Source organism: Methylosinus sp., from assembly GCF_036560965.1.
In the GTDB taxonomy this organism is placed as follows: Bacteria; Pseudomonadota; Alphaproteobacteria; order Rhizobiales; family Beijerinckiaceae; genus Methylosinus.
This window is the reverse complement of record NZ_DATBQF010000028.1, coordinates 68,807-86,462: the sequence shown is the minus strand read 5'-3', so window position 1 is coordinate 86,462 and position 17,656 is coordinate 68,807. Positions and strand designations below refer to the sequence as shown.

Here is a 17,656-nt window from a genome sequence, read left to right as displayed (position 1 = left end):
TGTCCGCCGAGGACGCCCGAAATGGCTAAAACGCCAAGCATGGTGAAGAGTCGCCACATAGGTCCCTCCCGAGAATCGATAGCTCAATGAGCCAACGCTGGCGCGCATTGGTTAACGATCCGCTAACAAATAAAGGCCGCGCGTCCGACGGATGAGCCTCGGCGGTCGCGCTGGACATCGCCGCCCGTCGCCCGCACAGTCCCATCCATGCGACAGGCGATCCACCACTTCCATGTCGAGACCCGCGGCAAGGGCTTTTACGACGTCACCAGCGTCATCGCCGCCTGGGCCCGCGGCGAAGGCATGACGACGGGCCTGGTGACGCTGTTCTGCCGGCACACATCGGCCTCGCTGGTCATTCAGGAGAACGCCGACCCGGCCGTGCTGCGCGACCTCGAGCGCGCCTTCTCCGGCCTCGCGCCCGAGGGCCATGGCCTCTATGAGCACGACACCGAAGGCGCCGACGACATGCCCGCCCATATTCGCGCGGCGCTGACGCAGACGCAGCTCTCCATCCCACTGTCGCGCGGCGCATTGGCGCTCGGGACCTGGCAAGGGATCTATCTCTGCGAGCACCGCCGCGGCGCGCAGACGCGCGAGCTCGTCGCCCATCTGCTCGGCGAGTAGCGCTCGAGGCTGATCCAATCCGGGACGCGCGACGCGCGGCGCCTGTAACAGACCCGCAAGCCTAATGAGCGATAAGCTTTCCCCGTAAGCTTTTCTGCGTTTGCGTGTAGCGTTTCGGTTACGCTTGCGCTGGTCGAGACGGGGCGTCAGCGTATGAGTCGTCGGTCGGGAGTGAGCTGGGCCATTGGCGTCATCGCGCCCTGGTGGCTGGGCGCGGGGCTGTTGGTGTCCTTCACCGCCGCGGCCGGACAGGACCCCTCGCAAGGCTGGAACATGGCGCCGCATCTCGCGCGCCTGCAGACGGCGAGCCTTTCGGTCGGCTCGCAGGCGGATGTCCACGCGCAGCCGGACGAGCGCGAGCCGCATGCCGCGCTGAAGCCCAACGCCGAAGCCTTTCCGGAGGTCGATCGCAGCAAGAAGGGCGATCCCGTCATCGCCATGCGTCCCTCTTTCGACACGAGACGGAACGACGGCGAAACAGTGGAAATCTCGCTCGGCGCCGATGGCGAGACGACGACGATCGCCCTCGCCGGCCCGGAGGCCGCCGATCTGCCCGAGGATTCCAGCAGCGCGCCGACGACGCAGCGCGGCAATGGCCACGTCTCCCCGCAGCAGCGCGGCTCGGCGACGACGCAGCGCGCCTCCGAGGCGATGCGCGAGCGCGCCGCCCACGGCGCGACGCAGCAGGTCGCGCGCGCCGCGGCGCTGGCCTCCTCGACGCCGGCGCAGCCCGATGCGGTGCCGATCGCCGTCGCCTCCTTCGCGCCCTCGCGCGCCATACAGACGGCCAAGGCGCCGCCAGATTACGCCTCGCTGATCGATCCGGACAAGCTGGCGCGCGAGAAGCGCTGCCTCGCCGAGGCGGTCTATTTCGAATCGCGCAGCGAGCCGGAGGCGGGTCAGGCCGCGGTGGCGCAAGTGGTGCTGAATCGCGTGTCCTCGGGACTCTATCCGACCAGCGTCTGCGGCGTCGTCTATCAGAACCGCAGCCATTACAAGGCCTGCCAATTCTCCTTCGCCTGCGAAGGCCGCAAGCTGCGCGTCACCGAGCCCGACTCATGGGCCACCGCCCAGCGCATCGCCGATGAGGTGATGAACGGCCACACCTATATTTCCGATGTGGGCCGCTCGACGCATTACCACGCCAATTACGTGCAGCCACGCTGGGCTAAACAATTGAAAAAGATGGACAAGATCGGGCATCACATCTTCTATCGGCTGCGGCCGGGACAGACGTGAGCCTCACTGACGCTCCGCGAAGCTCAGCCGCAGATCGGCCATGCGAATGATCATCGCGCGGCGCGGATCATAGGGCAGCTCGCAAAACCCCCATCGTGCGTAAAAGCTCCGCGCATTATCGTCGATCGGATGCGTGGTTCGGGAAAGAACCTCCGCCTGGGCCGATCGATTGGACCTATTGAAGTCGCTGCGCGATTTAGTCGCTTTGATCAATTTCTTCGAATAGCGGCGGCCGGCAGCCCCCTCAATACAACCTTGCCCCATTCGGCACGGCCCTCTCCGGCGCGACCAGCACAACATCTCCATTTTCGTCCGGAAAACCCAGCACCAGCGCCTCGGACATGAATTTGCCGATCTGCCGCGGCGGGACATTCACCACGGCCGCCACCTGACGCCCGACCAGCGTCGAAACATCGTAATGAACCGTGATCTGCGCGCTGGAGCGCTTCACGCCGAGGCCCGCGCCGAAATCGATCTCGAGCCTATAGGCGGGCTTGCGCGCCTCGGGAAAAGCATGGGCGGCGATAATCGTGCCGATGCGAATGTCGACGGCGGCAAATTGTGAAAAATCGATCTGCGCGGCCGCGGGCGCGGCGGGGCCGAAAGTCATGGGTCTCGTCCATGGCGCGTCTTGTGCGCCGCGTTTCGTCGAGAAGCCGCACGAGGCGGCCTCTCGACAAAGAAAACTCGCCGCCGGCCCACGCTCTCGGCGGGCCGGCGCCGGCGTCAGTGAGCGGCCCAGTCGTCGCGCGTCGGCAGCACGTCGCGCAGCGTCTTCATCTCGACCCAGGCGAAGGCGCCCTCCGGATCGGCGACGGCGATGCTGTTCTCGATGATCAGCTTGTCGCACAGCATCACGCAAATGGCGTCGATCGGCGCGCTGGTGTCGTTCTCCTCGGTCATGCGGTCGATGGAGATCTCACCCTCTTCCTCGCCCTCGACGAGGTGCATGATGAACACCTCCTCGTGGCCGGCGACGCCATGCGCGTTGACCCTGAAAGTTTCGCCACGATATTGGAATTCGCGGATCATGCGTTCCCTTCCCCCGAGTTCTCACGGCGCGAGCGCCGATTATGTCCACCTGATGTCCATCTCAATCCGCCACGCGCGCGAGAATTCCGTCCTCGGGCGCGCGGAACGGCGGCTGGCCGCCATTGGGGAAATTGCTATAGCGCAACCGAAGCGCTTCGAAAACCTCGCATACGAGCGGATCGGCGCGGCAATTCGCTCGCCTGACTGGCGCATGGCGCCACGCATATGGGCGCGCCGCGTCGCGAAACTTTCGCTATGATCGGGGCAGAGTGATTTTATCCGGACGGGCGTCCGGAGCGCCGGCGCGGCGCGTTTTTCCTCAAAGCCGCTCGGGGCGCCCTGCTCCGCGCCGCCTCTCGCGATCGGACCGAACGAATGATGCGACGTCTCATCCTGCTGCGCCACGCCAAAGCCGACGCCCATTCCGCCGGAGGCGACCGTCAGCGCCCGCTGACCAAGCGGGGGGAGGACGACGCCCGCTCGGTCGGCCGCTATCTGGCCGAGGCCGGGCTGGCGCCGGATCTCGCCGTCGCCTCCGACGCGCGCCGGGCCAAGCGCACGCTGGACCTCGCGCTGGAGGCGTTTCCGCGCGACGTCGAGCGTCGGCTGGACGATGAATTCTATCTCGCGACGCCCGATCGGCTGCTGGACGCCGTGCGTCAGACGCCGGCCGAGATATCGACCTTGCTCGCCATCGGCCACAATCCCGGCTTCGCCGAGCTGGCCTCGGCTCTCGCCGCCGACGGCGAGCCCGCGGCGCTCACCCGCATGCGCTCCAAATATCCGACCGCGGCGCTGGCGGTGCTGGATTTCGACGCCGCGGACTGGGCGGAGGTGGCCGAAGGCGCCGGCCATCTCGAGCGTTTCGTGACGCCGGGCGATCTGCGCGGCGGCGTCGCCGACGAGCCGGACTGAGCCGTCCTTACTCGTCGCCGCCATGCATGCCGGGCGGGTCGGGCTGCGGATTGAAGGCCTGCGCGCCGGCCGCGCTGAAGACGAAGCCGGCGATGAGGCTAAGGGTGAGGAAAAGCTTCTTCATGGGGTTTCTCCGAATTAGGTGCGTCGCGTCATTTGCGATGTGTGGAGATTAGTCGGCCCGCCCCACGGCGTTTGTGCGCTGGCGAACAGTGCGCGCCCTACCCAAATCGCCGGCCGCTTGTTACATCAGACGGCCCCGCCGCCCGAGCCAGCACGCCCTTGTCGCAGATTTCCGACCTTCTCTTCGAGACCACCGTCGCCGCCGCCAGCCTGAAGGACTTTTTGGCGGGCGGACGCCTGCGCCTGGGCGTGACCGGCCTGTCGCGCTCCGGCAAGACGGTGTTCATCACCTCGCTCGTGCATCATCTGACCCGCGCCGTCGCCGTGCGCAGCGCCGGGTCCAGCCGCAAGAATCAGCTGCCCGTGTTCCGCGTCGCTGCCGAGAATCGCCTGCGCAGCGCCCATCTCGATCCGCAGCCCGACGACGCCGTGCCGCGCTTCGCCTATGAGGAGCACCTTTCCGCGCTGACCGGCGCCGACCGCCATTGGCCACAATCGACGCGACGCATCTCCGAGCTGCGGGTGACGCTGGAATATGACCGCAAGGCCGCCGGGCTGCTGGGCGGCTTGCGCTCCGGTCCGGCGCGGCTCGACATAGACATCGTCGACTACCCGGGCGAATGGCTGCTGGACCTACCACTGCTGGAGAAATCCTACGCGCAATGGTCGCGCGAGACGCTGGAGGCGGCCGCGGCGGCCGCGCGCGCGACCATCGCCGCCGACTGGCGCGGCGCCACGGCGGGGACCGATCCGCTCGGCCGCGCCTCCGAGGACGATGCGCGCAAGCTCGCGGCGCTGTTCACCAATTATCTGCGCGCCGCCAAGACCGAGCGTTTCGCGCTCTCGACGCTGCCGCCCGGCCGCTTTCTGATGCCGGGCGAGCTCGAGGGCTCGCCGGCGCTGACCTTCGCGCCGCTGCCGGTGGAAGAAGGCTCGGCGCCTCCGTCCGGGAGCCTCGCAGCGATGATGGAGCGCCGCTACGAGGCCTATAAGACTCATGTGGTGCGGCCCTTCTTCCGCGATCATTTCGCGCGGCTCGATCGGCAGATCGTGCTGGTCGACGCGCTCGCCGCGCTGAACTCCGGCCCGGCCGCCGTGCGCGACCTCGAGAGCGCGCTCGCCGATGTGCTGACCGCCTTTCGCACCGGCCGCTCCAGTCTGCTGGCGACGATCTTCCGTCCGAAGATCGACCGCATTCTCTTCGCGGCGACCAAGGCCGACCATCTCCACCACACGAGTCACGACCGGCTGGAGGCGGTGCTGCGGCATTTGACCTCGCGGGCGATCGAGCGGGCCGAGGGCGTCGGCGCGACGATCGACGTCATCGCGCTCGCCGCCGCGCGCGCGACCCGCGAGGCGATCGTCAAGCATGACGGGGAATCGCTCGCGGCAATCGTCGGCACGCCGATCGCTGGCGAGCGCATCGGCGACGACGTGTTCGACGGCGTGGCGGAGGGGGCGATTTTTCCGGGCGAATTGCCCGCCGATCCGCGCCTCGTTTTTCGCGGCGACGCTCTGGCGTTGCCCGAGGAGGACGCCGATTTCCGCTTCCTGAAATTCCGCCCGCCGATCGCCGCCCTCGGCCGCGACAAGGAGCCTTTGCCCTTGCCGCATATCCGGCTGGATCGGGCGATGGAGTTTTTGTTCGGGGATCGGCTGGGGTGACGTAGCCGCGACTCATTTACAGAAAAATTGGAGCATGACGATGCTTCGCGCTTTCACGACGATTTTCATCGTCTCGATTTTTGTCCGAGACGTCCGAGCCGAAGAGTTCGGGTGCAAGCTCCTCTCTAGTGGCCATCCTTTTGTCATCGTTCGAAACGGCGAAGGAAACGAAATCACCTACACAGTTTCGATCGGCAATTCCAATTGGGCGCTGGGGCTGCTCGGCGATCACGCCACGGCCGTGATCGAAAGCCTTCACCGCGAGCCGGGGCGATTCGTTCGGGGGCTCGTTTGGCTGGCCGTATTGAATGAGCCACCTCACCAACTCGCCGAGGCAGTGTCGAAAAGCGTCCTCGAGGGACGGTCCCCAATGTGGCTTTTTGCCCCTTACCAGAGCGCGAAAACGAAGGGCGAGGAGCGGGCGGCGCGATTTGGAAGCTTCGTCGGGTGGCGCCGCGATTTTGAGACTTATCAGAAAGACGGGCGCGCGAGCCACGACATTGTCGCGGTCTCGGCGGATGACGGCTGCGGGCTGATCAATTTATGGTTGGAGACGTCGCCGCAGGACGCCGATCGCTCTATAGCCGATTCCGTCGAAGATCTATTGACGGCGATAAAGATCACGAAGAGCGGCGGATGATCATGACGCGCCGGATCGCCGCCAACATGTCGCGCTCCACCTGCGTAGCGAATTTCTCTCGAACGACGGCCATCGCGCTCTTCCTCGGAAGCGAAAATCGGCCCCTATCGAGAAACGTCGAGATAAACGGAGAACCGAAGCCGAAACGAAAAAGGCGGGGTCGCCCCCGCCTCTTCTAAACGCTTCGCGATATGTCGCTATCGCCTCACCGCGCCAAAATCGCCAGCAGCAGCAGCGCCACGATATTGGTGATCTTGATCGCCGGATTCACGGCCGGGCCGGCGGTGTCCTTATAGGGGTCGCCGACCGTGTCGCCGGTCACCGAGGCTTTGTGCGCGTCGCCGCCCTTGTAGTGGGTGACGCCGTCCTTATCGACGAAGCCGTCTTCAAAACTCTTCTTGGCGTTGTCCCAGGCGCCGCCGCCGGAGGTCATCGAGAGCGCGACGAACAGGCCGTTGACGATCACCCCGAGCAGCGCCGCGCCCAGCGCCGCAAAGCCATTGGCCTTGGAGCCGGAGATGATGGTCACGCCGAAATAGACGACGATCGGCGCCAGCACCGGCAGAAGCGAGGGAATGATCATCTCCTTGATCGCCGCCTGCGTCAGCAGATCGACCGCGCGGCCATAATCCGGGCGCTCGGCGCCGTCCATGATGCCGGGCTTCTCCTTGAACTGCCGCCGCACTTCTTCCACCACCGAGCCCGCCGCGCGGCCGACCGCCGTCATGGCGATGCCGCTGAAGAGATAGGGGATGAGGCCGCCGAGGATGAGGCCGGCGACGACATAAGGATTGGCGAGATCGAAATCGACCTTGCCGATATCCTTGAAATAAGGAACGCCGCTCTCGGTGAAATGCCGCAGATCATTGGAATAGGCGGCGAACAGCACCAGCGCGCCGAGACCGGCGGAGCCGATGGCGTAGCCCTTGGTCACCGCCTTGGTGGTGTTGCCGACAGCGTCCAGCGCATCGGTATTGTGACGCACTTCCTTGGGCAGGCCGGCCATTTCGGCGATGCCGCCGGCATTGTCGGTCACCGGGCCGAAGGCGTCGAGCGCGACGACGATGCCGGCGAGGCCGAGCATGGTCGTCACCGCTATGGCGACGCCATAGAGCCCGGCCGCCTGATAGGCGAAGATGATGCCGAGCGCGATGACGATCGCCGGCGCCGCCGTCGCCTCGAGCGAGATGGCGAGACCCTGGATCACATTGGTGCCATGGCCCGTGACCGAGGCCTGGGCGATCGACACCACGGGACGCTTGCCCGTGCCGGTGTAATATTCGGTGATATAAACGATGAGGCCGGTCACGACGAGGCCGATGAGGCCGGCGAAGAACAGGCCATAGCCGTGGATCGCCTCGCCATTGGCCTTGCCGATCTCGCCCCAGCCGACCGTGAAGGTGGTGGCGAGGAAGAGCCCGCCGATCGACAGCACGCCAGCGGCGATGAGGCCCTTGTAGAGCGCGCCCATGATCGTGTCCGGCACGCCGATCTTCTCGAACAGCGGGCCCGAGACCTTGCCGATCTCGGAATCATCGGCGCCGAGCTTCACGAAATAGGTGCCGGCAATGGAGGTGACGATGCTGAGGCCGCCGATCGCCAGCGGATAGACGATCGCCGAAGAAAGCCCGTCCTGGCCGGCGAAGAAGATCGACGCCAGCACCATGGTGGCGACGATGGTCACGACATAGGTCTCGAAGAGATCGGCCGCCATGCCGGCGCAATCGCCGACATTGTCGCCGACATTGTCCGCGATGGTGGCGGGGTTGCGCGGATCATCCTCCGGAATGCCGGCCTCGACCTTGCCGACCAGATCGGCGCCGACGTCCGCGCCCTTGGTGAAGATGCCGCCGCCGAGACGCGCGAAGATGGAGATCAGCGAGCCGCCGAAGCCGAGCGCAACCAGCGCATCGACCACCACGCGGTCGGAGGGCGCATAGCCCGCGAAGACGGTGAGGACGAAATAGTAGACCGCGACGCCGAGCAGAGCGAGGCCGGCGACCAGTAGGCCGGTGATCGCGCCCGCCTTGAAGGCGATGTCGAGGCCGCCGGCGAGCGACACCGTCGCCGCCTGCGCGGTGCGGACATTGGCGCGCACCGAGACATTCATGCCGATGAAGCCGGCCGCGCCCGAGAGCACCGCGCCGATGAGGAAGCCGAAGGCGACCCACCAGCCGAGCAGAATGACGAGCAGCACGAAGATGACGCCGCCGACATAGGCGATCGTCGTATATTGGCGTTTCAGATAGGCCTGCGCGCCCTCGGCGACGGCGCCGGAGATTTCCTGCATGCGCGCGGAGCCGGCGTCTGCCTTCTCGAGCTCTTGCCAAGTCTTGACGCCATAGGCGATGGACAATAGTCCAAAGACGATGCTGAGAAACAATACCATGACGATTGCGCCCTCTCCGTTCCTCGGCCGCGCGCGCTGATCTGTTCTCGTCGTCCGCGCTTGCGGCTAATTCGTCCCGGCGACACAACGACGGTCAGACCGCAGTCGAATCGTTCGTCTGCGGCGCCGGGGAATATCGCTTCAGTCATGCCAGAAACGCGGGTTTTCGGCAATGGCGGCAAAGGTCGCGCGGCGCCTCGGCGGTTAGAAGTGGCTGAAGGATAGGCGACTGAAATTGATAATATTTCCAGTCGATCCGAAGAATTGTGGCGGCTCGGCGCCGGCTGTGGCCGCGCCGATTTCGGTCAAGGCGACGCCCGCCTCGCGCGCCGCCTGCGTGATCGCCGCGCAGGCGGCGGGAGCCGCGCAGCAGAGGATTTCATAATCGTCGCCGCCCGTGATTGCGCGCTCGAAGAGCGCAGGCTCCACCGCGACCGCCGCGCGCGTTGCATCGGAGAGCGGGACCCGCGCGAGCTCCACCCGCGCGCTCACGCCGCTCGCGCGCAAAAGCTTGGCGAGATCGCCGCCGAGCCCGTCGGAGATATCCATTGCCGCGCTGGCGTGGCCGCGCAGCGCCGCGATCAACGGCAGGCGCGGCCGTGGCAGCAGGTAGCGGTCGAGCAGCTGCGCCCGCGCCGCCTCGCCGAGCCTTTCCGCGAAGGCCTCGCCGCGGGCGACGCCGAGGCCGAGCGCGGCGTCGCCTATGGTCCCGGAAACGAAGATGCGATCCCCCGGCCGCGCGCCCGAACGCGAGACGAAGCGCGTCGCGCGGCCGAAGGCGGTGATGGAAATGGTCAGCGGCCCGGGAGTCGCCGTGGTGTCGCCGCCATAGAGCGGGCAGGCGAATGCGCGCGCATCCTCGGCGAGGCCGGCGGCGAAGCCGCGCGCCCAATCATTGGTCCAGTCGGGCGGCAGCGCCAGCGTGAGCAGAAAGCCGATCGGCTCCGCCGCCTTGGCCGCGAGATCGGAGAGATTTACGCGCAAGGCTTTCCTGGCGACGAGGCCCGGCGCATCGTCGGGCAGGAAATGCACGCCGGACACGAGCGCGTCGGTGGTGACGACGATCTCCTGCGCTCCGCGCAGCGGCAGCAGAGCGGCGTCGTCGCGCAGGCCGAAGCCGCCCTCCGCGGCGAGGGGCGCGAAGATTTCGGCGATCAGCTCGTCCTCGCTGAAGCGGCGCTCCGCCATGCGTTCTTCCTCGGAAGCGAGCCTCTTCAGCCTCGCATCGCCCTTTACGAACCAGTCCCTCATCCTGAGGAGGCCCCGAAGGGCCAGCGCGCCTCACTTCTCGGCGAAATGCTCCGGCCGCGCCTGCCGCGCCAGGCGATCCAGCACGGCGTTGATCATGCCGGATTCGGTCGAGCCGAAAAACGCGCCGGCGACGTCAACATATTCCTTGATGACCACTTTGACAGGGATATCGCGCCGAAACCCCAGCTCATAGCCGCCGGCGCGCAATATGGCGCGCATCACCGATTCGATGCGCTGCAACGGCCAGCCGCCCTGCAGCGCGGAATCGAGCGCGCGGTCGATGGTCGCCTGATTGTCGAGCACGCCCTTCACGATATCGCGGAAGAACTGCAGCTCGGCTGGCTTATATTGCACGCCCTCGATCTCGCGGCCGATCCAATGGACCTCGAATTCGGCGTAGATCTCGTTGAGGCCCTTGCCGGCGACCTCCATCTGATAGAGCGCCTGCACGACGGCGAGCCGCGCCGCCGATCTCTCCTCGACGCTCACGAGCGGCCTCCGAGCTTGCGCTTCAAGCGCACCAGCGCCAGCGCGGCCAGCGCCGCGTCGCCGCCCTTGTCGGCCCCGCCCTGCTTGGGATCGGCGCGCACGGTCGCCTGCTCCTCATTGTCCACGGTCAGGACGCCATTGCCGAGCGGCAGACGGCGCGCGACCGAGAGATCGGTGAGCGCGCGGGCGCTCTCATTGGCGACGATCTCGAAATGATAGGTGTCGCCGCGAATGACGCAGCCGAGCGCGACCACGCCCTCATAGGGCGCGCCGGCGGCCTCGGCGGCGTCGAGCGCTATGGCCGCGCCCGCCGCCAGCTCCAGCGCGCCGGGAACGGTGATGGTGGTGACGTCGCAGCCGAGCTCCTCGAGCGCGTGGACGGCGCCCTCGTGCAGAAGCTCGACGATATCTTCGTTGAAATGCGATTCGACGACGAGAATGCGCGCGCCTTCGACGGGCGCGAGATCATCGTCATCGGCGCGGTAGGACCCTGCCATTCATGACTCCATGGGCGGAGGGGGCTGCCCCCTCCCTCACCCTCCCCCGCTCCGCGGGAGAGGGATGCGGCGAGCGTTGCGCGCACTCTCGATGAAGCGCGCAACCTGCTCCCTCTCCCGCGGGGGAGGGTTGGGGAGGGGGCGCGCGACGCTCTGTGAAACGAAGCCGCGATGGATACACATATTTTCGCGGAAAGCCTACTACTCGCGAATGTCGGCGGGCGCATAATTGCGCCGACGGCCATCAGCCCGTAATCAAATGCTTTGCCAACCGAGACGAGGATTAAATGTCGATCTCGAGTTCATCTGAGACGGAAGCGCACATTTTTTTGTACGCCGGAGAGCGCACCGACCACTCTATCGAATTGGGAATACGAGCATTTGCGGAAGGTTTTTGTGCGCGCGGAGCGGCATTTTTCAGCGTCACAGAGATCGAGAATTTCTTGTCCGCGCTTGGCAATTTTCCATTGATTGGAGAACAATTTATATCCGGAGGATATTTCGATGACGCAGGCAATAATATCGACAGCGAGCATTTCCACATTTCTGTGTCCCCGTTGAATGCCACTGGGTTGCTTGCAATGAAGGTCAGAGCATACACTCCACATCCAGAATATTGGAAAAAAGGATTTGGTGCCGGTGGCCGGTGCAGCTATTTTCTACAATACGAAGATTTGATGAAATTCGTTGATAAATTTGAACGCCTCGCCGGAGGTAAATCCACGTATTTCGAATTTAACAACTTCAGCAATATTTAAACAACTTGCTTACTTCGTCCCGACCACCCACGCCATGACGTCGCGAGGGCTATGCGATCCGATACGAAAGAAGAAAGCCCTCAATGTTTCTGCAAGACGACGAAAACGCCGTCGTCGCGAGCCGAGCGACGAGACCCTACTTCCCCGCTTCCGCCAGCCGGGCGGCGTATCTCGCCATCAGATCGACCTCGAGATTGAGGCGGTCCCCTGCCCTGTAGCCGCCCCATGTCGTCACATTGAGCGTGTGCGGGATGATCAGCACGGAGAAACGATCGCCCTCCACCGCATTCACGGTGAGCGAGGTTCCATCCAGCGCCACAGAGCCCTTCTCCGCGATGAAGCGCGCATAGTCATGCGGCGCCGCGATCCAGAAGCGCGACATGCCGTCGAAATCTTCGCGGGAAAAAATCGTCGCGACGCCGTCGACATGGCCGGTGACGATATGGCCGCCGAGCTCGTCGCCGATCTTCAGCGAGCGCTCGAGATTGATGCGGCGGCCGACGACCCATTCGCCGGCCGTCGTGCGCGCCAGAGTCTCGGCGGCGGCGTCCACCTCGAACACTGTGCGCTCGCCCTCGCGCCGCAGCCCCACCGCCGTCAGGCAAGGGCCGCAGCAGGCGATCGAGGCGCCGAGCGCGATCCCATCCAGCGGATAATGGCAGGCGATGGCGATGCGGCGCAATTCGCCGCGCGGCTCGACCGAAAGAATTTCGCCGACGTCGGTGACGAGGCCCGTGAACATTTCAGCCGATCCTCTCGTAGCGGGTCAGGCGGTCGACGCCGAGCATGGCGGCGTCGGCGAGGCGATAGCGGCTCTCATCCTCGAGAATGGCCCGCGCCGTGGCGGAGAAAGCGGGCCGCCCCGGCCGGCCGAGCGGCCGCAAGCCCGTATGAATGACGACGTCGTCGGCGAGCGCGGCGACGAGCAGGCTCTCGGCGACACGCGGGCCGCCCTCGCTGAAGACGCGCGTGATTCCGCGCCGCCCCAGCTCGCCCAGCGCCTCGCCGAGCACAATTCGGCCAGCGGCGTCGAGCCCGACGCGCGCCACCTCGATCCCGGTCGCGGCGGCGAAATCCTGCGCCTCGGCCTCCGTGACGCCCTCGCCGGCGATGACCAGCGTCGGCGTCTCGCGCGCGGTGGCGGCGAGGCGCGAGCTGCGCGACAGGCGCAGACGCGGGTCCAGAACCACGCGCAGCGGCTTGAAGCTCTCGAGTCCCGGCAGGCGCACGGTGAGCAGCGGATCGTCGACCGCGGCCGTGCCATGGCCGACCATGATCGCGCTGTGCAGCGATCTCTCGATATGAGTGACCGAATCGGCCAGCGCGCCGGTGATGAAGAGGCGCGGATCATGGTCCGCCCCGGCGGCGTAGCCGTCCGCCGTCTGGGCGAGCTTCAGAGTGACCATCGGCCGCCCCTGCGTCACCCGCAATATGTGGCCGAGATGATCGGCGCGGGCCTGCGCGGCGCGCACGCCGGTCGTCACCTCGACGCCGGCCTCGCGCAGCCGCGCATGGCCGCGGCCGGCGACGCGCTCGTCCGGGTCCTCGAGCGCCGAGACGACCCGCGCGATGCCGGCGGCGAGGATCGTGTCCACGCAGGGCGGCGTCGCGCCGTGATGCGAGCAAGGCTCCAGCGTGGCGTAGAGCGTCGCGCCGCGCGCCGCCTCGCCGGCCGCCGCCACGGCGATGGCCTCGGCGTGCGGGCGGCCGCCCAGCGCTGTGTGGCCGCGCGCGATGACGACGCCGTCCTTGACGATCAGCGCGCCGACCGAAGGGTTCGGCCCCGTGCGGCCGAGATTGCGCCGGCCGAGCGCCAGCGCCGCCGCCATGAAGGCATCGTCCGATAGCGCTTGAGATTCGGTTTCCGGCTTCGTCGCGGTCATCTCCCGCCCGGCGCGGTTTCGGCGTCCTGCGCCTTATCCGCGCTCTGCTCCGCGTCGCTATGCGACAATTCGTCGATCAGCGCATGGAAGTCGCCGACCTCGCGAAAATCGCGATAGACGGAGGCGAAACGCACATAAGCCACGTCATCGAGCGATTTGAGGCCCTGGATCACCAATTCGCCGATCTGCGCGCTCTCGATCTCCGTGTCGCCGGAGCTCTCGAGCTGGCGCACGACGCCATTCACCATGCGCTCGACACGCTCCGGATCGATGGGGCGCTTGCGCAGAGCGACCTCCAGCGAGCGCATCAGCTTGTCACGATCGAAGGGGACGCGGCGGCCCGATTTCTTGACCACGATCAGCTCGCGCAGCTGCACGCGCTCGAAAGTGGTGAAACGCCCGCCGCAGCCGGGACACACCCGGCGGCGACGGATCGAAGACGAATCCTCGGCCGGACGCGAGTCCTTCACCTGCGTGTCTGGCGAACCGCAATAGGGACAGCGCATGGCCTCACCTTACCGCCGACGATAGCGCGGCTTCCCTCTCCCCGCGAGCGGGGAGAGGGAGAGGGCGCCGATCAATAGATCGGGAATTTCGCCGTCAACGCGTGGACCTTCTCCTTCACCGCCGCCTCGGTCGCGGCGTTTTCCGCCTCGCCCTTGGCCGCGAGCCCGTCCAGCACCTCGACGATGTAGCCGCCGACGAGCTTGAACTCCGCCGTGCCGAAGCCGCGCGAGGTGGCGGCCGGGGAGCCGAGCCGAACGCCGGAGGTGACGAAGGGCTTCTCCGGATCGAAGGGGATGCCGTTCTTGTTGCAGGTGATGTGCGAGCGGCCGAGCGCGGCTTCCGCCGCCTTGCCGGTCAGCTTCTTCGGGCGCAGATCGACCAGCATCAGATGATTGTCGGTGCCGCCGGAGACGATGGCGAGACCGGCGTCGACGAGCGTCTGCGCCAGAGTCTGGGCGTTGTCCTTCACCTGCTGCTGATAGGCCTTGAACTCGGGCTTCAGCGCCTCGCCGAAGGCCGCCGCCTTGCCGGCGATGACGTGCATCAGCGGGCCGCCCTGCAGGCCGGGGAAGACCGCCGAATTGATCTTCTTGGCGATGTCCTCGTCATTGGTCAGCACCATGCCGCCGCGCGGGCCGCGCAGCGTCTTATGCGTCGTGGTGGTGACGATATGCGCATGCGGGAAGGGCGAGGGATGCAGTCCCGCCGCCACCAGACCGGCAAAATGCGCCATATCGACCATGAAATAGGCGCCGACGCTATCCGCGATCTTGCGGAAAGCCTCGAAGTCCCAAATGCGCGAATAGCCGGAGCCGCCCGCGATGATGATCTTCGGCTTGTGCTCGGCGGCGAGCGCCGCGACCTGCTCCATGTCGATGCGCTGATCGTCCTTGCGCACCGTATAGGGCACCGGCTTGAACCATTTGCCGGAGAGATTGACCGGCGAGCCATGGGTCAGATGGCCGCCGGCCGCGAGGTCGAGGCCCATGAAGGTGTCGCCCGGCGTCGCCAGAGCGAGGAAGACCGACTGATTGGCCTGGCTGCCGGAGTTCGGCTGCACATTGGCGAATCCGCAGCCGAACAGCTGCTTGGCGCGCTCGATCGCGAGATTTTCGGCGATGTCGACGAACTGGCAGCCGCCATAGTAGCGCTTGCCCGGATAGCCCTCCGCATATTTGTTCGTCAGAACAGAGCCTTGCGCTTCCAGAACCGCCTTTGACACGATGTTCTCGGAGGCGATGAGCTCGATCTCGTCGCGTTGACGGCCGAGCTCGAGGCCGATGGCCTTGGCGAGATCAGGGTCCGAATCGGCGAGCGAGGCAGTGAAGAAAGCGGATTGGCTCATTTAGCATCCTCTATCGAGACAAGGCGCGGCAAGGGACGGCGGCTCCCGACTCGCCCGCGCCTTCGGGGAAGCCGTTCGCGGGAAGCGGGGTTTCGCGGGAGCGCCGGCGGCGACGGTCCCTCATGGCCTCGAACTTCCATTTCTAGCGCAAAATTCTCTCGGCCGACCGACATTCGTCCGCAGAATGCGCGCTCGCGCATCGGTTTATCGCGTTCGCTTATCACGCTCTCGCAGGGACGAAAAGGGGCGGCGCGGCCGCAGGAATAGGAGTTTGTCGCGGCGTCGACGACATTCGGGCCGCCAAACGCGCCGCCGCCGGGCTTTTTCCGGCCGCCGCCGCTGTCATCGCCTCGATATGTTCCGTCGCTAGCGTCCGCGCCGCCTGATATCTGGGGGCTACAAAAATGTTTCTGAAGCATTCAATATGCGGCCTCACGGCCGTCGCCTGCGCGACGGCCTTGACCCCCGCGCGTTCCGAGTCTCTGCGCGAGTTCGATCATATCGTCGTCATCTACCAGGAAAACCACAGCTTCGACAATTTGTTCGGTCTATGGGGCGCGGTGAATGGCGAGCCGGTGCAGGGTCTACCTTTCGCCGATCCGGCGCATAGCAAGCAAGTCCGCGCCGACGGAACGACCGCCTATTCCTGCCTGCTGCAGAACGATGTGAATCTCACCTCGCCCTCGCCGCTGGCGACGAGCTGCACGGATACGACCGGCGCGACGCCCTTCGTGAGCGCCTTCCCCGACAAGCCCTTCGAGATCGACAACGTCATCGCCGCGACGGACAAGACCTGTCCGGCGCCGGGGGTCTCCGCTTCGAACGGCTTGCTGAAGAATTCCGCCGGCGCCCTCACCGGCGGCTGCACGCGCGATCTCGTGCATCGCTTCTACAGCGAGCAGTTCCAGATCAACGGCGGCAAGCAGAACCGCTATGTGACGGGCAGCGACGCCGCCGGCCTCTCGATGGGCTATTACGACACCACCAAGCTGCCGATCTATGTCGCGCTCCACAAGCATGGCGCGCCGCATTACGTCATCGCCGATCATTTCTTCCAGTCGGCCTTCGGCGGCTCCTTCCTCAATCACCAATGGCTCGTCGCCGCGACGACGCCGGCTTTCGCCAATGCGCTCAACGACGCTTCCGGGAATGATCTTCACTCGGTCGTCGACGCGAACGGCATGGCGACCGGCACGCCGCTCTACACGTCCCCGCTCGGCTCTTCCGCCAAGGACGCGCAGCTGACCGCCTCCTGCAACCCGCCGTCGGGACGGCCGGCGACGCCGGCGAATGTCGTCTGCGGCGATTTCGCGATCAACACGATCCAGCCCTCGTATCAGCCCTACGCCCCCGGAACGGCGAATGCGAAGCGCCTGCCCCCGCTGGAAAATCCGACGATCGGCGATCGTCTCTCCGCGCGCGGCGTCGACTGGGCCTGGTATTCGGGCGGCTGGTCCAACGCCAATGGCGACGTCGGCGCGGCCGGCTGGACCAATGGAGCCGGGCCGAATTGCGCCGACGCGAATGCGATGGCCACGGCGACCTATCCGAACTGCCCGGACAAGCTGTTCCAGTTCCACCATCAGCCGTTCAACTATTTCAAGGCCTATGCTCCGGGAACGGCGGCTCGCGCCGCGCATCTGCGCGACGAGGCGGAGTTCGTCCGGGCCGCCAACACCGGCCGGCTCAAGCCGGTCAGCTTCGTGAAGCTCATCGGCGCGGAGAACGAGCATCCCGGCTACGCCAGCGAGCCGGGCGGCAGCACGCATCTCGTCGATCTGATCGCATCGATCGTGAACGGCCCGGATGGACGCGACACGCTGATCATCGTCACCTATGACGAGTTCGGCGGCTCCTGGGATCATGTCCCGCCGCCGCCCTATCAGAACGAGCGTGTGGCCGAGTGGGACCATCACCACGGCCACGATCACGACCACGACCACGACCACGATCATCACGCCGGCGGCGGCGCGCATGATCGCTGGGGTCCCGGCACGCGCATTCCGACGCTGCTGATCTCCAAGCGCTTCGATCGCTCCGGGGTGGATCATGCGAATTACGACACGACCTCGATCCTGAAGCTGATCGAGGAGCGCTACCACCTCGCCCCGCTCGCCTCGCGCGACGCGGAGGTTCACAGCCTGGCGCGAGCGCTCGAATCCGCCGAGAGATGATCCGCGACGAAGCGGACACGAGACGATCGGCCCCGCGCGAGCGGGGCCGATGGCTTTCGGGCGGAGGTTTCGCCGCACGGCGAACTTTTCAGAGCGGCGGGAATCATGCGATGAAACCGGCG

Annotated in this window: 18 protein-coding genes; 7 read left to right on the top strand and 11 right to left on the bottom strand. The window is 66.0% G+C overall.

Going from position 1 to position 17,656, the window contains the following annotated elements; translation table 11 throughout:
* Window positions 1–207: 207 nt before the first annotated feature.
* Together VIF40_RS09080 and VIF40_RS09075 are read left to right on the top strand one after the other, a co-directional pair.
* Entirely contained in the window at window positions 208–627 is a 420-nt protein-coding gene (locus VIF40_RS09080; RefSeq protein ID WP_331937201.1) for a secondary thiamine-phosphate synthase enzyme YjbQ, read from the top strand.
* Between the two features lie 153 nt (window positions 628–780).
* Window positions 781–1,866: a cell wall hydrolase gene (locus VIF40_RS09075; protein ID WP_331937200.1), complete on the top strand. Its 1,086-nt coding sequence runs from the start codon at window positions 781–783 to the stop codon at window positions 1,864–1,866.
* A 3-nt stretch (window positions 1,867–1,869) separates the two neighbouring features.
* Here VIF40_RS09075 and VIF40_RS09070 read toward each other — a convergent pair whose 3' ends face one another.
* The 3 genes from VIF40_RS09070 to VIF40_RS09060 all read right to left on the bottom strand — a co-directional run bounded on the left by VIF40_RS09070 (window position 1,870) and on the right by VIF40_RS09060 (window position 2,898).
* On the bottom strand, window positions 1,870–2,079 hold the full coding sequence (locus VIF40_RS09070) for a hypothetical protein (protein ID WP_331937199.1): 210 nt from the start codon (window positions 2,077–2,079) through the stop codon (window positions 1,870–1,872).
* Between the two features lie 31 nt (window positions 2,080–2,110).
* Window positions 2,111–2,476, bottom strand: coding sequence for a tRNA-binding protein (locus VIF40_RS09065; RefSeq protein WP_331937198.1), 366 nt, complete (start codon window positions 2,474–2,476; stop codon window positions 2,111–2,113).
* A gap of 116 nt (window positions 2,477–2,592) precedes the next feature.
* Window positions 2,593–2,898, bottom strand: coding sequence for a hypothetical protein (locus VIF40_RS09060; RefSeq protein ID WP_331937197.1), 306 nt, complete (start codon window positions 2,896–2,898; stop codon window positions 2,593–2,595).
* 375 nt (window positions 2,899–3,273) lie between these two features.
* Here VIF40_RS09060 and VIF40_RS09055 point away from each other — a divergent pair, with 375 nt between their 5' ends.
* From VIF40_RS09055 to VIF40_RS09045, 3 genes are all read left to right on the top strand, one after another.
* Window positions 3,274–3,813, top strand: coding sequence for a histidine phosphatase family protein (locus VIF40_RS09055; RefSeq protein WP_331937196.1), 540 nt, complete (start codon window positions 3,274–3,276; stop codon window positions 3,811–3,813).
* A 282-nt stretch (window positions 3,814–4,095) separates the two neighbouring features.
* Window positions 4,096–5,601, top strand: a complete 1,506-nt coding sequence (locus tag VIF40_RS09050; RefSeq protein ID WP_331937195.1) for a YcjX family protein — start codon at window positions 4,096–4,098, stop codon at window positions 5,599–5,601.
* Between the two features lie 40 nt (window positions 5,602–5,641).
* A complete protein-coding gene (locus VIF40_RS09045; protein ID WP_331937194.1) occupies window positions 5,642–6,241 on the top strand; it encodes a hypothetical protein in 600 nt (199 codons plus the stop codon).
* 205 nt (window positions 6,242–6,446) lie between these two features.
* Here VIF40_RS09045 and VIF40_RS09040 read toward each other — a convergent pair whose 3' ends face one another.
* The 4 genes from VIF40_RS09040 to ribH all read right to left on the bottom strand — a co-directional run bounded on the left by VIF40_RS09040 (window position 6,447) and on the right by ribH (window position 10,867).
* Entirely contained in the window at window positions 6,447–8,630 is a 2,184-nt protein-coding gene (locus VIF40_RS09040; protein ID WP_331937193.1) for a sodium-translocating pyrophosphatase, read from the bottom strand.
* 204 nt (window positions 8,631–8,834) lie between these two features.
* Entirely contained in the window at window positions 8,835–9,818 is a 984-nt protein-coding gene (gene thiL / locus VIF40_RS09035; protein WP_331937192.1) for a thiamine-phosphate kinase, read from the bottom strand.
* Window positions 9,819–9,911: 93 nt separating this feature from the next.
* Complete coding sequence (nusB, locus tag VIF40_RS09030) at window positions 9,912–10,370, bottom strand: transcription antitermination factor NusB (RefSeq protein ID WP_331937191.1); 459 nt, start codon at window positions 10,368–10,370, stop codon at window positions 9,912–9,914.
* Entirely contained in the window at window positions 10,367–10,867 is a 501-nt protein-coding gene (gene ribH / locus VIF40_RS09025) for a 6,7-dimethyl-8-ribityllumazine synthase (RefSeq protein ID WP_331937190.1), read from the bottom strand. Before ribH ends, nusB begins: the two co-directional genes overlap by 4 nt.
* Window positions 10,868–11,154: 287 nt before the next feature.
* On the opposite strand from ribH, the gene VIF40_RS09020 reads away from it, so the two are divergent.
* Window positions 11,155–11,625, top strand: coding sequence for a hypothetical protein (locus VIF40_RS09020; RefSeq protein WP_331937189.1), 471 nt, complete (start codon window positions 11,155–11,157; stop codon window positions 11,623–11,625).
* Window positions 11,626–11,761: 136 nt separating this feature from the next.
* Here VIF40_RS09020 and VIF40_RS09015 read toward each other — a convergent pair whose 3' ends face one another.
* From VIF40_RS09015 to glyA, 4 genes are all read right to left on the bottom strand, one after another.
* Complete coding sequence (locus tag VIF40_RS09015) at window positions 11,762–12,367, bottom strand: riboflavin synthase (RefSeq protein WP_331937188.1); 606 nt, start codon at window positions 12,365–12,367, stop codon at window positions 11,762–11,764.
* Between the two features lies 1 nt (window position 12,368).
* Window positions 12,369–13,508, bottom strand: coding sequence for a bifunctional diaminohydroxyphosphoribosylaminopyrimidine deaminase/5-amino-6-(5-phosphoribosylamino)uracil reductase RibD (gene ribD, locus VIF40_RS09010; RefSeq protein ID WP_414684774.1), 1,140 nt, complete (start codon window positions 13,506–13,508; stop codon window positions 12,369–12,371).
* Window positions 13,505–14,014, bottom strand: a complete 510-nt coding sequence (nrdR, locus tag VIF40_RS09005; RefSeq protein ID WP_331937186.1) for a transcriptional regulator NrdR — start codon at window positions 14,012–14,014, stop codon at window positions 13,505–13,507. The genes ribD and nrdR overlap by 4 nt, the downstream gene beginning before the upstream one ends.
* Before the next feature lie 71 nt (window positions 14,015–14,085).
* Entirely contained in the window at window positions 14,086–15,360 is a 1,275-nt protein-coding gene (glyA, locus tag VIF40_RS09000; RefSeq protein ID WP_331937185.1) for a serine hydroxymethyltransferase, read from the bottom strand.
* 404 nt (window positions 15,361–15,764) lie between these two features.
* Between glyA and VIF40_RS08995 the strand changes: the two genes are divergently transcribed.
* A complete protein-coding gene (locus tag VIF40_RS08995) occupies window positions 15,765–17,534 on the top strand; it encodes an alkaline phosphatase family protein (protein ID WP_331937184.1) in 1,770 nt (589 codons plus the stop codon).
* The last annotated feature ends 122 nt before the right edge of the window (window positions 17,535–17,656 follow it).

What these genes read in the sequence shown, in the direction of transcription:
- VIF40_RS09080 (WP_331937201.1), top strand. Translation starts at nt 208, where the DNA reads ATGCGACAGGCGATCCACCACTTCCATGTCGAGACCCGCGGCAAGGGC.
- VIF40_RS09075 (WP_331937200.1), top strand. Translation starts at nt 781, where the DNA reads ATGAGTCGTCGGTCGGGAGTGAGCTGGGCCATTGGCGTCATCGCGCCC.
- VIF40_RS09065 (WP_331937198.1), bottom strand. Translation starts at nt 2,476, where the DNA reads ATGACTTTCGGCCCCGCCGCGCCCGCGGCCGCGCAGATCGATTTTTCA.
- VIF40_RS09060 (WP_331937197.1), bottom strand. Translation starts at nt 2,898, where the DNA reads ATGATCCGCGAATTCCAATATCGTGGCGAAACTTTCAGGGTCAACGCG.
- VIF40_RS09055 (WP_331937196.1), top strand. Translation starts at nt 3,274, where the DNA reads ATGATGCGACGTCTCATCCTGCTGCGCCACGCCAAAGCCGACGCCCAT.
- VIF40_RS09045 (WP_331937194.1), top strand. Translation starts at nt 5,642, where the DNA reads ATGCTTCGCGCTTTCACGACGATTTTCATCGTCTCGATTTTTGTCCGA.
- VIF40_RS09040 (WP_331937193.1), bottom strand. Translation starts at nt 8,630, where the DNA reads ATGGTATTGTTTCTCAGCATCGTCTTTGGACTATTGTCCATCGCCTAT.
- thiL (WP_331937192.1), bottom strand. Translation starts at nt 9,818, where the DNA reads ATGGCGGAGCGCCGCTTCAGCGAGGACGAGCTGATCGCCGAAATCTTC.
- ribH (WP_331937190.1), bottom strand. Translation starts at nt 10,867, where the DNA reads ATGGCAGGGTCCTACCGCGCCGATGACGATGATCTCGCGCCCGTCGAA.
- VIF40_RS09020 (WP_331937189.1), top strand. Translation starts at nt 11,155, where the DNA reads ATGTCGATCTCGAGTTCATCTGAGACGGAAGCGCACATTTTTTTGTAC.
- VIF40_RS09015 (WP_331937188.1), bottom strand. Translation starts at nt 12,367, where the DNA reads ATGTTCACGGGCCTCGTCACCGACGTCGGCGAAATTCTTTCGGTCGAG.
- ribD (WP_414684774.1), bottom strand. Translation starts at nt 13,508, where the DNA reads ATGACCGCGACGAAGCCGGAAACCGAATCTCAAGCGCTATCGGACGAT.
- nrdR (WP_331937186.1), bottom strand. Translation starts at nt 14,014, where the DNA reads ATGCGCTGTCCCTATTGCGGTTCGCCAGACACGCAGGTGAAGGACTCG.
- glyA (WP_331937185.1), bottom strand. Translation starts at nt 15,360, where the DNA reads ATGAGCCAATCCGCTTTCTTCACTGCCTCGCTCGCCGATTCGGACCCT.
- VIF40_RS08995 (WP_331937184.1), top strand. Translation starts at nt 15,765, where the DNA reads ATGTTTCTGAAGCATTCAATATGCGGCCTCACGGCCGTCGCCTGCGCG.